Here is a 14,120-nt window from a genome sequence, read left to right on the forward strand (position 1 = left end):
AAACTTTAGAAAAAAATCAGGAGTAAGAACAAGCAGATCAGCACAGCTGCAGCAGTCACGAAAGATGCAATCTTCAAAAGATATGGCTGATAAAATTATTTCCTTACTCAAGTCAGCTAACGACCACACCGTTTTGCAGGTGTAGTACCTGGTTTACACTTTCCGGAATTTCCTGTTGGTAATGCGTTACATAAATAAGGGTGGTGCTACTTTGCTGACAAATGGCATCGAGGAGCTGCTTGAACTGCTCCTGCTGGTGTTGGTCCAGGCCCTGGCAGGGCTCATCCAGTATCAGCAGGGGTGGGTTTTTGATCAGTGCCCGGGCCAGCAGGCAAAGGCGCTGTGTACTGGCCGATACGTCTTTTAGCAGCTGGTTGGCCTCCTGCTCAATTTCGAGGAGCTGCATCCAGCGCAAAGCAATGGATGCATGAGGCGCCTCACTAGCCCTGAAAAGCCCTAATGTATCGTAGTAGCCGGATTCTACTACCTCCAGGCAGGTGTTGTGGTTCGGGAAATACTGGTACATCTCCGGCGACACAAAGCCTATTTTTTTCCGGATGTCCCAGATCGATTCTCCACTTCCGCGTTTGCGGTCGAAGAGCACCAGTTTTTGCGCATACGACTGCGGGTTATCTCCGTTTATGAGGCTCAACAAAGTAGTTTTACCGGCTCCGTTATGGCCCAGCAGCGCCCAGCGCTCTCCCTGGCGCACATGCCAGTTAATGTTGTTCAGCACTGCCTTCTGCCCATACGAAATAGAAACGTGGTCCATTTTAACAATGGTGTCGTAAGGGGTAGCTTCTTTGTGTGAGAGGAGCGCCTGCAGTTCTTCCAGGTTTGGAGCAAAGGCAGGAGCAAGATGTACTTGTGCCGGTTCGAAATCTACAAGAGGCACTTGTTTTATGATGGCACCCTTCTCAAGTATGGCGACATGCGTAAGGGCCTCCGGAACTTCGGTAGGAGAGGTAGCCATTATCACTGTAATGCCCGATGCAGTTATCTGCCGGATAAGCTCGTTAAAGTCTGCCCGCGTCTGCACGTCGAGCCCGGTGAGCGGGTTATCCAGCAGCAGGAGGCGGGGGTGCCGGAGCAGGGCAGCCGACAGCAACAGCCGTTTTGTTTCGCCGTTCGAGAGCTTTATCAGTTGCTTGTCCAGGAGCATCTCCAGCTTAAAAGTGCTGATAACTGTTTCGACTGTCCAGCTGCTTTCGGCCTCTGCCGGTGCTTCTATGCCTGCCAGGTAGGTGGCTACGGTAGGAGCATCTTCTGAGTCGGCGGCATGGTACCGTTGCTGGTAATAAAACTCAGTAATGTTAGACGATAAGTTTTTGAAGTTGTGTTTCTGTGCCACCTCTGCCACCAGGTTGTGGTGCGTAAACACTTTGCCATGTTGCGGAAACTGCTGCAGGTACTCTTCATAGTACACATGTTGCACACTGCCGCTTACTACATTGTATTTGCCGGCAATAGTCTGCAACAGGCTGGTTTTGCCGGAGCCGCTTTCGCCTACCAGCGCCCAATGTTCTCCTTTGTTTATCCGGAAAGTCAGGTTGCTGAAAAGCGTGTGGTTCAGGTAACGGACTGTAATGTTATTTAAGGCAAGCACTGGAGCGGGGGTGGTAACTGGCATACGTTGTTAGTTTTTTGTTATGCAGCTGGAACTGCTGCACAAAGATAGAGAGAAATTACAGGTGCAGGAGCTGGCCTTTTTGTCATTCTGAAAGGATCTTGTAGGCGAGATGCAACTCCTCTTCTTTGTCATCTTGTAAAGATCTTGTGGGCGAGATTCTTCAGCAGCGGCTAAAGGTGGTTTGGTCTAAGTTCGCATTGTGGCTTTTCCTGCTGTGACAGCGGCGTGAAGCTGTTTTATTGCTGGTGTCTTTGTTCTTTTTGTCTTGATACAAAAAGAACAAAAAAAATCAAGACAATTTTGTCCAAAGGGGGCCCCTGCACCCCCACTCNTTCGCATTGTGGCTTTTCCTGCTGTGACAGCGGCGTGAAGCTGTTTTATTGCTGGTGTCTTTGTTCTTTTTGTCTTGATACAAAAAGAACAAAAAAAATCAAGACAATTTTGTCCAAAGGGGGCCCCTGCACCCCCACTCGCTGAACGCTCAAACAAAAAATTGTCAACGGGTGCACCTGGCAAAGGTATTTTTCCTGTAGCTCACTGCCGCACTACCATTTTAAATGATGAGGCAGCTTTTACACCGCTCAAATTCTTCTAATGAAAAAGGCCTTCCGGAAGCTGTTTCAAGAACACAAGACACAGGGTAAAACTGATATAGGGTTCCATTGCAAGCCAACTATTATTTTTAATTTCTAATTTTTAATTAGGCGTAGTCAAGCCAACTTATATCTGTTGTAGCAGGGTTTCGTTTTCTTGCTCTTGTATAACTGAGCGGGTTTTTTTCTGCTTCTCCTGGGTAATGTTGCCGAGGCCTATAGAAACCGTGAAATAGAATTTGTAATTTACTTGGGGGGAGTGGCGCAGCAGGTCCTTATTGTTGTTTATTTTCCAGGTTTGCTTTTCGAGGGGCACCAGGTAACCGGCTTTCAGGTTGAGCAGATAAAACGTCTGAAACGACCAGCCTAGTCCCAGATCTAAATTTGCCTGGGAGTTCGTGATTTCTTTTGAGTTTGTGTTGGCTTTCAGGTAGTCTTCAAACGACCACACTTCCTGCGGTTTCTCCTGGTACAGGTAATTGAGCCCAGTGCCTTTGTAGCCAACATAGGGGTACAACGAAAACTGGTAGTGCCGCAGCAGGTCGTACCCGAAACTGAAGGAAGTGGCTCTGTACTCTACCTCGTGCCGGAAAAAGTCGTTGTCGTCTTTGCGGGTGGTTTTGTTGTAAGAGAAAGTGGTAATAACGCGGTTGGTGTAGAGCTGCAGGCCAAAACCCACAGCAGCCACCGGGTACTTAAAACCAGGGTAGCCCAACCTGCCCAATTCAGCGTTCATGGAGCCATTGCTGATAACCGGAAACTCAAGTGGCAAGATCAGGTAACTACCAAAAACAGTGCTTTTGGCTGAGTCTGCCTTGGCGATAGTATCGGGCTGTGCGTGGAGCGGGAGTGAGGCAGCCAAAAAGAAAATAAAGAGGAATAAAAACGTTGGTTTCATTCCTCTAAATTAAGAAAAGGTTAGAATTCTAGCCGGAAAACCAGGACAATAAGACGAACTGTAGAATTGGAAGCTAGTCCTCGTAAAATTCTATGAGAGCGGCAAAATAGCTGTTGTCCCAGCCTTCCGTTATGTCGTCAAAAGCTTCGTCCGGAATGTTGGTGTGCCGGAGTTCGGCAGACGTGCCAGACTTGTGCGGGTGCAGCTTAATGGTAACAATAGAAGGCTCTGATTGCTCCCCGAAGTACCACTCCTGCACCAGCTTCTTGTTTTCTTCGAACTCCAGGTTCTTGCCCACTATGTCGCCATCGAACAACGAAAATTCCGAGCCGGGTTCTGTCGACATCTCAGCTTTATCGCCTGTCCAGAGTTGTATGGTTATTGGGTTAGTTAAGGCAGTGTAAACCTCTTCGGGAGAGGCTGGCAGAATGTAATATTTTTTGTAGTCTTTCATGCGGATGGAATCTGGCCCGTTTGTGCAGGCTATTTTTTTCTGGCGATAGTTTTAATGTAAAGTTCTTCTACTTTCTGGCGCGCCCAGGGCGTTTTGCGCAAAAACGTAAGGCTCGATTTTATGCTGGGGTTGTTTTTAAAGCTGTTGATGTTGATTTTATAACCCAACTCATCCCATCCATAGTAATCTACCAGCTGCACCAGTATCTGTTCTAATGTGATGCCGTGTAAAGGGTTATTTTTTTGCTCTTCCATCGGGTACGCCTTTGTTTTTCTGTTTTTCAGGTAATGTTGTAGAGTATGCCTGCAGGGCCTATAGGCTCTCTGGTCGGGCAAAGTAACAAAAAAATAGCTCCTGATTCTAGCAGTGGAGGCCGCGGCTCGAAAGTCTTTTGCCTGTTCAAACAAAACTCATCGTGTTTGCGCTGCTACTTATTCTTCGGCAGGGGCAGATCCTTCCAGGCCTTTGTTAAACGCTCTGATAAAGGCATGGCGCAAAACGTTGAATATGGTAGACGATAAGTCAGTATCCATTTTAGAAATATCGCCTTTGATCGGTACTTTAGTGGCGATCTGGTCGCGTGGCTGGTTTTCTGCTGCTTCGGCGAAAAGGCCAGCTATGGCTTCCCAGGCAGCCCTGAAAATGCCTCCTTCTTCTTTGTCTTTTTTCCAGTCCAGCACCTTTACATTTTCAAGAAATGGCTTCATATAACCATCCAGCTGTCCGTCGGTAAGCTTTAGTTCGCTGTACATGTCGAGGGTGCCGCGTTCCACATCAAACTTACCATAGGCCTCAATAAAGCTGTTCACAGCCGGGAGGTCTACTTTCGTGAGCTCCATTTTCAGGTCGAAGTCTGGTATTTCTTTTAACGCATTAGCTTTCATCTGGCCATTTAACCGGCCTCCGCCAATAGAGCGACCTGAGAACCGGATATCGGAAGGAAGCTCCTGTCCCGCTGCCTCTACATTAGCCAGGTTCAGAGCCACCAGTTGCAGTTCTTCCATAAACAGGTTTATATCGGGGCTGGCGCCAAAATCGAGGTAGGCAATTCGGCCCTGGTTTACTTCCAGCCGGTTAATGGTAATGGGCATCAGGTCTTTCACTACCTCCGTCCAGTGCTGACGGGTCGGTTCGTTGGCTGTGTCGGCTGGTGCCTCTACAAAGTTGAGCTCCGGCTGAAACATAACGATTTCACTCACCACTTTGCCTTTGAACAGCGATCGCCACTCCACTGATAAATCGGTTCTTTTTATTTGAAGGAAAGGATACTTTGGGTTACCCTTTTCTTCGACCAGGTGCAGGCCGTCTATGGTATAAGCTCCCCGGTACAGGTGCAGGTCTATGTCTTCTACGTAGCCATTGTAGCCTGGCAGCTCGTTGAGTGTTCTGTTTATGTATCGCTTTACGATGCCAGGCAGCGCTAGCCTAACCACCAGGAGCAGCAACACGAGCGCTCCTACCAAAGCAAAAGTTCTGTTTAAACGCCTTCTCTTCATAATTCCTTTTAGTAAAAGCAGCTTCTTTGGTTAGCTGTAAACTATGATTACAGAAAAGGTATACGGAAAACAGGCTTTGAGTTAGGTATGTAGCAACTACACTTTTTTCTGGAGTAATAAAGCAATTGCACTGGTAACCAGAGGGAAGGATTGTGCCTTTACTTGTGGCTGTAGTATTTGTTCTCTAATACAATTTGCCCCTGAGTGCTACTACCCTAAAAATAGCTCCGGAAGGGCCTTTTTATTAGCAGAATTTGGTTGTGCAGGTGCCGCTACGTACAATCCACGATTCCATTCTGGTCAAGGTGGAAGAGCCTCATAACTTTTTGCTGCACCTACTTACGCCCAGTCCTGACTCAGTTTTAAGGTAGTGATATGAGCCAGGTGATGGCGGCAATGCCAGTCGTAGAGGCAAAGGATTTCGTCGAGGCGCATGTTGCGTTGCTGCTGCGGATGCACAAAGCTGTAGGCAAATTGTTCGGGCTGGAGGTTAGTGAGCAGGTGAGTCCACCGGGCGTGTAAGCCATCGAGCAGCAGGAGCGAAGGCTCTACCGGCATTGTTTTGGCATCTGGCAGCTCCGCCCATCTTTCTTCATCATAAGGCTTTACGGTAGGTTTATCTTCGGTGAGGGCCAGCTTAAACCGAATAAAGCTATTGAGGTGACTGTCGGCGCAATGGTGCACCACTTGCCGTACAGACCAGCCACCGGGGCGGTAAGGTGTGTCGAGTTGCCCCTGGTTGAGCAGTGCCACCTGCTTGCGCAGTTTATCGGGGAAGAGGGCGATGGTGGCAATGTATTGCTTCAGTTGTTCCAGAGTAATGGTCTCCGGTTTCTGCCATTTTCCTACAGGGTATTTCAGTTGCTCCAGTTGAATCTCAGTCATAGGGGAGGAGTGGGAGGTTATGGTATGGTAGAGCCGCTAAACTAGAAATAATTTTCAGATAATGCCAATTCCTGCATTTTCAAGGAAACAAGGTCCTGTATCAATCTAAAAATAACTCCGGAACCCTTGACTCATTAAGGTGAAGAATACCTCCAGAAGGCCATTTTCATTCGAATAATAAGTAGAATTGTTAAATTGTTAAATTGCTGAATGGTTAACAGAAGAAGGAGCAGGAAGACCTCGCAGCGTGGGGAGCTCTTATGAGTGTCTGGGCAAAGCAGAAGAAAGAGCAAGAACCATTTTTAGAAAAAATCTAACACCTAAAGTCTAGTATCTAAAATCTATTAAAAGCCTCCGGAAGGGCATTTTTATTAGCAGAATTGCCGATAACCATACGTTGGCAACAAAGCCGCTGAAGCATTAGCTCAGGCAGTTCTGAGGTTGATGCCGAACATAAGGTAAGCCTTCAGGCAGAGCAGCATGTCGGTCCAGCCCTGGGTTTGTTGTAGTGCCGCCGCTATACCAGCTTCGTCTGGTTCCCACTCATTTTCTGTAATCCGCATTACACCCGACGAACCTGATAGCGATTCGAACTGCATGGTCACAGTTGTTTCTTTTCCGGTGGCAGACCAGGTAAAAACAATCTCCTTGTTGTGTTGCAGGCTTTCTACCTGTATGAGAAGTATGGCACCAACATCGGCAAACGTTCAGGTAATGCTCTTGCCAGCCTGTAAGCTGCCGCTGCCAGACGTAATAAAGAAGCCCGACTTTACCACTGCCTCAAATGGCCGCCACTGGTTTAGCAATCACCTGCTCCACGCTTGCCTGTACTTTCATGCCAATATATAATGATAGGTTATCTTCTATAAAAAATTTGCGTACTCAAAATAAGGCAAGTGCCTTTGCTACAAAGTTTTGAGTTAGAGTGAGGTCTGTGCTTTGCTTTCCTTGCAGGTTGTCAGGCAAAAAGTTATTTTATAAATCAAATTGGAGAAAACTAAGTGCACAAATAATTTGATTTCTGAATTTTAGGCACAGCGAAAAAACCAAACTATAAGCCGCTGCGCATCATTTCCAGTTTTAAGTTTGACTATTTCTAATGCCTGTATCTGCAGCAGACTGTTTTGGTTTTGAATTAAGTCCGATAAGGCGAAACTGTTTTTTTCACCCGCTTTATGTTTAGAAGCTCATGAAAACCCAGCAACTCCGGCAAAACGTCAGTTCTATTTTAGCAAGCGCCGATGTAAAAATGAACGGCCCCGACCCCTGGGACCTGCAGGTGCACGACGACCGGTTTTACGGGCGGGTACTGCGACAGGGTACGCTGGGACTGGGCGAATCGTACATGGATGGCTGGTGGGATTGCGCACGTATAGACGAGTTTGCATTCCGGGTGCTGCGGGCCGACCTTTACAAACGCGTGCAGTTTGGCTGGAAAACCAAAATTAGCATGCTGCTGGCCCTGCTGCTCAACATGCAGGCCAAAGGCAAGGCTTCGCGAAACGCGCAGCGGCATTATGACATCGGCAACAACCTTTACCAGCACATGCTCGACAAGCGCATGGTCTACAGCTGCGGTTATTGGAAAGAAGCCACCTCCCTGGACGAGGCGCAGGAACACAAACTCGACCTGGTGTGCCGCAAAATAGGACTGAAGCCGGGGCAGCGGGTGCTCGATATTGGCTGTGGCTGGGGAAGCTTTGCCAGGTTTGCGGCAGAACGTTACGGAGCAGAGGTGGTAGGCGTAACAGTGTCTAAACGGCAATTGGAGCTGGGACGTGAACTGTGCAAGGGGCTCCCCGTGGAGCTTCGGCTGCAGGACTACCGCGACGTGCAGGAGCAGTTCGACCATGTGGTATCTATCGGCATGGCAGAGCATGTGGGCTACCGCAACTACCGCACCTATATGCAAACGGCGGCGCGTTGCCTCAAAGACGATGGCCTGTTTCTGCTGCACACTATCGGCCATGCCTTTTCCCGTACATCAGCCGATCCTTTTACCAACACTTATATTTTTCCGAATAGCCTGCTGCCTTCTCTGAAACAGCTCGGAGCCGCCATGGAGCACGTGTTTGTGGTGGAGGACCTGCATAATTTCGGCCCCGATTACGACCACACCTTAATGGCCTGGTTCAGGAACTTCGACCAGCACTGGCCTGAGCTGCAGGCGGAGTACGGCGACCGTTTCTACCGCATGTGGAAGTATTACCTGCTCTCCAGCGCCGGCTCCTTCAGGGCGCGCAATAACCAGCTCTGGCAGCTCGTGCTCTCAAAAAAAGGTGTGTTAGGCGGCTACAAAGCAGTTCGGTAAAGAACGGATCATTTCCGGAGCAGCAGCAGCCAGGGCTTTACATCTGGCTTTACGACAGCCGTTCCTTTTTTTAGTAATTTGGGTAGTTGCGCAGTTATGGTATTGCCTGTCTCGGGATCAAACCAGGTGCCGGTATAGTGCTTGTTTTTCAGCTTTTGAGCCAGCTCTATAACCTCACCGCTTAACGAATATAGCAGCACCGTTTCCTGCTGGTTATCAGCTAAAGCCCAGTTCTGCGTTTCATTTTGAAGCAAACCATTTGTTGGGTGCAGGTGCATCAGGCGGGTTGCCAGCTGTTCCTGCACAAACACATCCAGTGGAGTGCGGTCTATGGAACGGCCTTGGCCGTGGCCGGCGGTGGGGTTGCGCATGAGTACCTGCGCACCTCCAGCCATTAGGGTGGGAACAGCACCTGCACCGGCATGCCAGGCCACAATGGCTTTGTTAGGGTACTGTGCCCGGTACTCCCGCACCTGCTTGTAAACCATTTCAGGTGTGGTAGGGTCACCGAATTCTTTCGGGTGCATCTCCCGGAAAGCCAGGTTTCGACCACCTGCCGGTGCCCATAACGAGCCATCGGGGAGGTAATGCCAGTAACGCATGTCAATAACGGCCACTTGCCTGGCCAGTTCCGGTGCAGAAAGTATGGCATCGGTTACATCTTTGCTCGTGTCCAGCACCAGGCGCACCTGCCGGTTGTGCTGTTTTTCCCATTCCGCCACCGTTTGCTGAAAAAACTTCTGAAAGGAGGCCGGGCCGGAGTACTGAAAGCTCAACCCGAAAATAATGTTGTTGAATTCGCCTAGCTGGTCCAGCACATGAAAAATATACTGGCGGTGCAGCGCACGCAGCTGTGGATTATCAGCGTCGTAAAACTGGTTGGCCACATGAATGCGGTCTTTAGGTTCCAGCGGCGGCACCTGCATGCCGGTTTCGTTTATGTTGTTTTCGGGGCGCCACGGAAAATCGATCCAGTGCGAGGCTGTTTCGAGTAGGTTGTGGTTGTTGTAGAGGTGGTGGTACAGCACAAAACCTTCCTGATCGGCCAAGGCAGCAAAGGCACGGGTACGCTCGAAGTACCAAGGGTTGTATTGGGTGAGGTCGTAGCGGCTAAGACCATCCCAGGCGCGGCCAGTGCCGCTTCGGGCCCATGGCAGCTCATAAAAGGCTGCCCACACGTTGGCATCGGGCCGCTCTGTAATGGAGTGGTCATCGCGGCGACGGTCGTACCAGATAGCGGGGCCGCTTTGGTAAAAAGGTGTGCCCTGTGCTGTTACTTTTGCTGCCAGTTCGGGTAAGTTTTCTGTTAAACCAGCACCTGTTTTGCCAGGAACAAACCGTGTAATGCTGATGCCGGCATCTAAGGCACTGGCCGGAGAGGTCTGCCCTAACCACCACGCGTCGTTCACGGCGCCACCCCATAACGTTTTATTCCCGATCACAAAGCGCCCGTTTATCAGTTGGAGTGGTGCTGTTGCAGGAGTAGCAACAGGCGGGGAGGCGGGTAAATCTTTCAGGGTAAACTCCCGGACAGGCGCAGGAGCGGCAGGTGATGTGCCGGGCAGGTTAGTTTCAGGCCCCAGTCTTTGTTGGAGCTGTTGCTGAAAAAGCGATCCTTTTGCCTGCACCACCTGGTTCGGAGCATCAGCGGGGCCTTTTGCTGCTATGTCTGTGGCGGTGCAGTTCCAGATTATGGCATTGGCTGCTGTCCATCCTCCTGCCTGTGCTCTGTTAGCATCGTAGGTCAGGCGGAGGGCGGCTCCTTCTATTTTAACATTATCGTAAAGTACCCCCGATGCCCAGCTTTCGTAAGAGCCGCTGGCCCCGAGGGCATTGGTGGCGGTGCAGTTGCGGAACACGTTGGGTCCTGCAGCGGTAAATCCGATGGCAAAATCGTTTAAACCAGAGTCGGCGGTGCAGTTTTGCACCAGTACCTGTTGCCCTTCTACCAGAAAGCTCTGGCGGCGGTAACCTCCTTCTTCCGACACGGGGCGTTCGTTACGGCAGTTCTCTACGGTTACCCGCCTGGCTCGTGGCCCCACGCGTACGGCAGAACTTACCAGGTGGCGTGTTGTTACCTGCTGTACCCAGGCGTCTTCTACATTATCTAACAGGATGCCGTACCAGGCGTGCTCCTCGTCTTTAGGGTTTGCCTTGTTGAATTCGCTTTCAATAACCAGATGCTCTATACCAATTTGTTGCAGGGGCAGGTGCTGTGTAAGTTTAGTGATGGTGCCGCCGCCATAGCGCTGCTCCAATGCTGTGGTAATGGGAGCATCGAGCGTGACCTGGTTTTGATTGATGGCTGTAATGGTGCGGTCCCAGATCAGGTTACGGGAGCCTGGAGTCCAGTGGAAGCGGAGGTCTGCAAAGGTTCCTTTAAGGGTATCCATGCCCAATGCCGATATCCATTCCCGGGTGCTGGGGCGGGTAACGGTAATTTTGTCTCCTACTTTAAGATCGTTGGTATGCGCAAGCGTCAGGTGCCTGCTACCGGCCGGTACGAACTTGTCGGTTACTTGTATAGAAGCTTCGCCTGTTGCCACTTGGGGGGAGCCAACCTCTAAAAGGGTGCGTCTGGATTGGCCTGTAGCAACCAGAGTGGTGCTATTGTCTTTGCTGCCTCTCAGCACAATGCCACTACCTTGTACGTGCAATTGCCCCTGCACTAAAAAACGGCCCGGCGCTAACAGCAGAGCACCGCGCATTCCATTCTTGCCTGCTGGCAGGGTGGCTAAATGGTTTAAAGCTGCCTGAAGCAGGCGAGTATCGTCGCTACCAGTGGGCTTTACCGTTAGTATGGTTGGCACAGTGGGTAAAGCCGTGCCACCGCCGCCGTAACCTGCATACGAAAAATCAATGCCGGGAGCAGGGGTTGTACTAGTTTGTGCCTGGGCAATAACAGTAGGTGATATGAGCAGCAGGAGCAGGTTTAAAAGGCAGCCGGAGAGGGTAGTCTGATGCCGCATCACTTTAAAACCGAAAGGGTACAGGGCGCGTAGCTGGAGCATGCTTAACATGATTAATGGTCGAAAATGTTATAGTGCTTGGTGGCACCTGAGGTACAATGCCAGCAATGTGTACCTAAGTTAAAGCAGCCTCCTGACCCTATTATCCTGTAGTGTCGGGTATGCCAATGAATGCAAAGAAGCGGGAATTATTCTAATGAAAATGCCCTTCCGGAGGCTGATAAGCTGATTACTGCCCTAGGGTGATTGAATACAGAATAGAGAGATGTAGCCCGAACTACAAAAGCGGCAGGACAGCACAGGATAAAATACTGGAAACAGAAGCTTATATTCCCAACCAGAAACAAACCTGACCTCTATGATACGGAAACGCCTCCTCAATTTGTCGCTGATTTTTGTGACAGGGCTCCTGCTAAGCCAGACTCCTGTCAGCAAAAAACCGAATATCATCATTATTCTGGCCGATGACATGGGTTTTTCCGACCTGGGCAGCTTTGGCTCCGAAATAAACACGCCTAACCTCGATGCTATGGCAAAGGGTGGCCTTAAAATGACTAACTTTTACAACACCTCCCGGTGCTGCCCAACCAGGGCCTCGTTACTCACCGGGTTATATCCGCAGCAGGCAGGGGTGGGGCACATGGTAAACGAGCGGGAGCACCCTTCGTACCGTGGCATGCTGAGCGAAGAGTGTGTAACCATTGCCGAAGTACTGCAGGAAAATGGCTACAGCACCTTTATGACAGGCAAGTGGCATCTGAATGCGCGGCCGGAGCAATGGCCGGTGAAGCGTGGCTTCGACCGCTATTTTGGTCTGCTCGATGGAGCCAACAGTTATTTTGGTAATCGGCCTTACCGCCCCAACCAGAAGCTGACCTATGCCCTCGATAATGCCGAGTACACACCGCAGGAAGGTTTCTATGCCACCGATGCCTACACCGATTACGCCATTCGGTTTATAGAGGAGAACAAAACCAAAGACAAGCCTTTTTTCCTGTACCTGGCGTACACAGCTCCGCACTGGCCTCTGCACGCCATGCAGGAAGACATAGCCAGGTACAAAGGCAAGTACATGAAAGGGTGGGATAAATTGCGGGAAGAACGATTTAAACGCATGCAGGCACTTGGCGTTATCAGCAAAAAAGAACAGCTCTCGCCGCGCGACGAAGAAATTCCTGACTGGGAATCACTAACGGAGGAAGAGAAGGTAAGATGGGATGATAAGATGGCCGTGTACGCCGCCATGGTAGACCGCATGGACCAGAACATAGGCAAGCTGCGTGCGAAGCTGAAGGAGATGGGAGCCGATAAGAACACGATCATCATGTTTTTGTCTGATAACGGAGGCAGTTACGAAAATATAAACGAGGCTGGCTTTACGCAGGAGATTCGGGAGGCAAACAAAAAACTGGCCAGCGACCCTACCTCTTTTACAGCCTATGAGTTCGAAGGTGCAAATGTGAGCAATACACCTTTCCGTAAGTTTAAGCGTTGGGAACATGAAGGTGGCATTGCCACTCCGTTTATTGCTTATTATCCGGCTATGATAAAAGGCGGCAAAGTAAATCACCAGCCCGCCCACGTCATCGACCTTATGACGACCAGCCTTGACCTGGCAGGTGTTAGTTACCCAGATACGTACAAAGGCAATAAAATTAAACCTATGGAAGGTACGAGCTTAGTGCCTTTGCTGAAGGGGCAGAAATGGGCGGGCCACAAAGAGATTTTCTTTGAGCACGAGGGCAACAGGGCGGTAAGGCAAGGCGATTGGAAAATTGTGTCGGTATTTCCGGAGGATACCTGGGCGCTCTACAACCTCGCCAACGACCGCTCCGAACTAAACGACCTAAGCAGCAAACACCCCGAGAAGGTAAAAGAGCTTTCGCAGCTGTACGATGCCTGGGCCAAGCATGCCAATGTAGTGCCGTTCGCGCAACTACTTGAAATGGATAAGCAGAAAAAGCAGAAGCCATAACTACCCAAACTCAATAAACAAACATATGAGCGGCAGGAGAATCGTTTAGTATACAATCTTACCGATTTATCCTGCCGTCTGATGTACGATTATACCAACTTATTGAATGCGTAAGTGACCACCCTATAAGTGCTTAAGCAGCAAGTGGTATAAACTATCCGTTCTTCCTGATCGAGTAGTTCAGACCCAGTTGCAGTACCCGATGCTTCCCGTCCGCTTTTGTCTGTTCGTACAAACCAGTGCTGTTGTAAAACTGCACATTTCTACTATTTATCAAGCCGTAGCTATAGCGTATATCAATTGCAGTCCGCGGAAGAAGCTGGTAGCTTAGGCCTGCCATTGCACCTACATCAAATACATTTACCCTTTCAATTTGATGCAGGTTGCTGCCATGTCCACCGCTTCTGTACATAACGGGGCCAACCAATGCCAATTCAGGTCCCAGGTAAAAGTTCAGTTTGTTTGCCGCTTTGTATCCCACGAGTAGTGGCAGTGTAAGGTAATGGTAACTAACAAGGGCCGGACTCGACGATGAGAAGTATTGTTTGTGGCCTTTAACGGCATAAGCAAGTTCTTGCCTTACAAACCACTTATTGTTCAGTTCCTGCTGTGCCACAATGCCAGCAAAGTATCCAAGTCTTTCCGAGGTAGCATCCTGAAGTGTGGCATCCTGAAACCTGACCGTGGCATAACTTAAGCCTGCCCTTACTTCTTTGATAAACTGCCCGTAACCAAAATGGCAGAACAGAAACGCTGCCAATAGGAGCAGACTCTTTTTTGTTTTCATTAAAGTGTATTCTGATTAATTGTTATTGATTTTCCTAAAGGAGGTTCGCAGGTTGTGTAAACCACAAGCGACCATCATAATTCTGTCACGGGCATTCTGTACGCGTAGCCTTATTTTCTCTT

General features: G+C 49.6%; 12 protein-coding genes. 3 read left to right on the top strand and 9 right to left on the bottom strand.

Annotated elements, in window-relative coordinates; genetic code table 11:
* Positions 1-112 precede the first annotated feature (112 nt).
* From ACMA1I_RS20945 to ACMA1I_RS20975, 7 genes are all read right to left on the bottom strand, one after another.
* On the bottom strand, positions 113-1,630 hold the full coding sequence (locus ACMA1I_RS20945) for an ATP-binding cassette domain-containing protein (RefSeq protein ID WP_337070432.1): 1,518 nt from the start codon (positions 1,628-1,630) through the stop codon (positions 113-115).
* Positions 1,631-2,350: 720 nt separating this feature from the next.
* Positions 2,351-3,121 carry a hypothetical protein gene (locus tag ACMA1I_RS20950; RefSeq protein WP_337070434.1) on the bottom strand — a complete coding sequence of 257 codons (771 nt, stop codon included), beginning with the start codon at positions 3,119-3,121 and terminating at the stop codon, positions 2,351-2,353.
* Positions 3,122-3,194: 73 nt separating this feature from the next.
* A complete protein-coding gene (locus ACMA1I_RS20955; RefSeq protein WP_337070435.1) occupies positions 3,195-3,575 on the bottom strand; it encodes an SRPBCC domain-containing protein in 381 nt (126 codons plus the stop codon).
* 29 nt (positions 3,576-3,604) lie between these two features.
* Positions 3,605-3,829 carry a VF530 family protein gene (locus ACMA1I_RS20960; RefSeq protein ID WP_337070436.1) on the bottom strand — a complete coding sequence of 75 codons (225 nt, stop codon included), beginning with the start codon at positions 3,827-3,829 and terminating at the stop codon, positions 3,605-3,607.
* Positions 3,830-4,006: 177 nt separating this feature from the next.
* A complete protein-coding gene (locus ACMA1I_RS20965) occupies positions 4,007-5,071 on the bottom strand; it encodes a DUF748 domain-containing protein (RefSeq protein WP_337070437.1) in 1,065 nt (354 codons plus the stop codon).
* Positions 5,072-5,410: 339 nt separating this feature from the next.
* Entirely contained in the window at positions 5,411-5,956 is a 546-nt protein-coding gene (locus ACMA1I_RS20970) for a YfiT family bacillithiol transferase (RefSeq protein ID WP_337070438.1), read from the bottom strand.
* 425 nt (positions 5,957-6,381) lie between these two features.
* The gene (locus ACMA1I_RS20975) at positions 6,382-6,642 is read right to left on the bottom strand and encodes an SRPBCC domain-containing protein (protein ID WP_337070444.1); all 261 of its coding nucleotides are present in this window, start codon (positions 6,640-6,642) and stop codon (positions 6,382-6,384) included.
* On the opposite strand from ACMA1I_RS20975, the gene ACMA1I_RS20980 reads away from it, so the two are divergent.
* Together ACMA1I_RS20980 and cfa are read left to right on the top strand one after the other, a co-directional pair.
* Entirely contained in the window at positions 6,641-6,805 is a 165-nt protein-coding gene (locus ACMA1I_RS20980; protein ID WP_337070439.1) for a hypothetical protein, read from the top strand. The two genes, ACMA1I_RS20975 and ACMA1I_RS20980, sit on opposite strands and share 2 nt — an antisense overlap.
* Before the next feature lie 340 nt (positions 6,806-7,145).
* The gene (gene cfa, locus ACMA1I_RS20985; protein WP_337070440.1) at positions 7,146-8,267 is read left to right on the top strand and encodes a cyclopropane fatty acyl phospholipid synthase; all 1,122 of its coding nucleotides are present in this window, start codon (positions 7,146-7,148) and stop codon (positions 8,265-8,267) included.
* A gap of 8 nt (positions 8,268-8,275) precedes the next feature.
* Here cfa and ACMA1I_RS20990 read toward each other — a convergent pair whose 3' ends face one another.
* Positions 8,276-11,278 (bottom strand): DUF6298 domain-containing protein, encoded by a 3,003-nt coding sequence (locus ACMA1I_RS20990; protein WP_337070441.1) that lies wholly within the window; start codon positions 11,276-11,278, stop codon positions 8,276-8,278.
* Positions 11,279-11,594: 316 nt separating this feature from the next.
* Here ACMA1I_RS20990 and ACMA1I_RS20995 point away from each other — a divergent pair, with 316 nt between their 5' ends.
* A complete protein-coding gene (locus tag ACMA1I_RS20995; protein ID WP_337070442.1) occupies positions 11,595-13,211 on the top strand; it encodes an arylsulfatase in 1,617 nt (538 codons plus the stop codon).
* Between the two features lie 154 nt (positions 13,212-13,365).
* Here the strand turns inward: ACMA1I_RS20995 and ACMA1I_RS21000 are convergent, their stop codons facing one another.
* Positions 13,366-13,998: a porin family protein gene (locus ACMA1I_RS21000; RefSeq protein WP_337070443.1), complete on the bottom strand. Its 633-nt coding sequence runs from the start codon at positions 13,996-13,998 to the stop codon at positions 13,366-13,368.
* Between the last annotated feature and the right edge of the window lie 122 nt (positions 13,999-14,120).

The organism is Pontibacter sp. 13R65, from assembly GCF_047525655.1.
GTDB lineage: Bacteria > Bacteroidota > Bacteroidia > Cytophagales > Hymenobacteraceae > Pontibacter.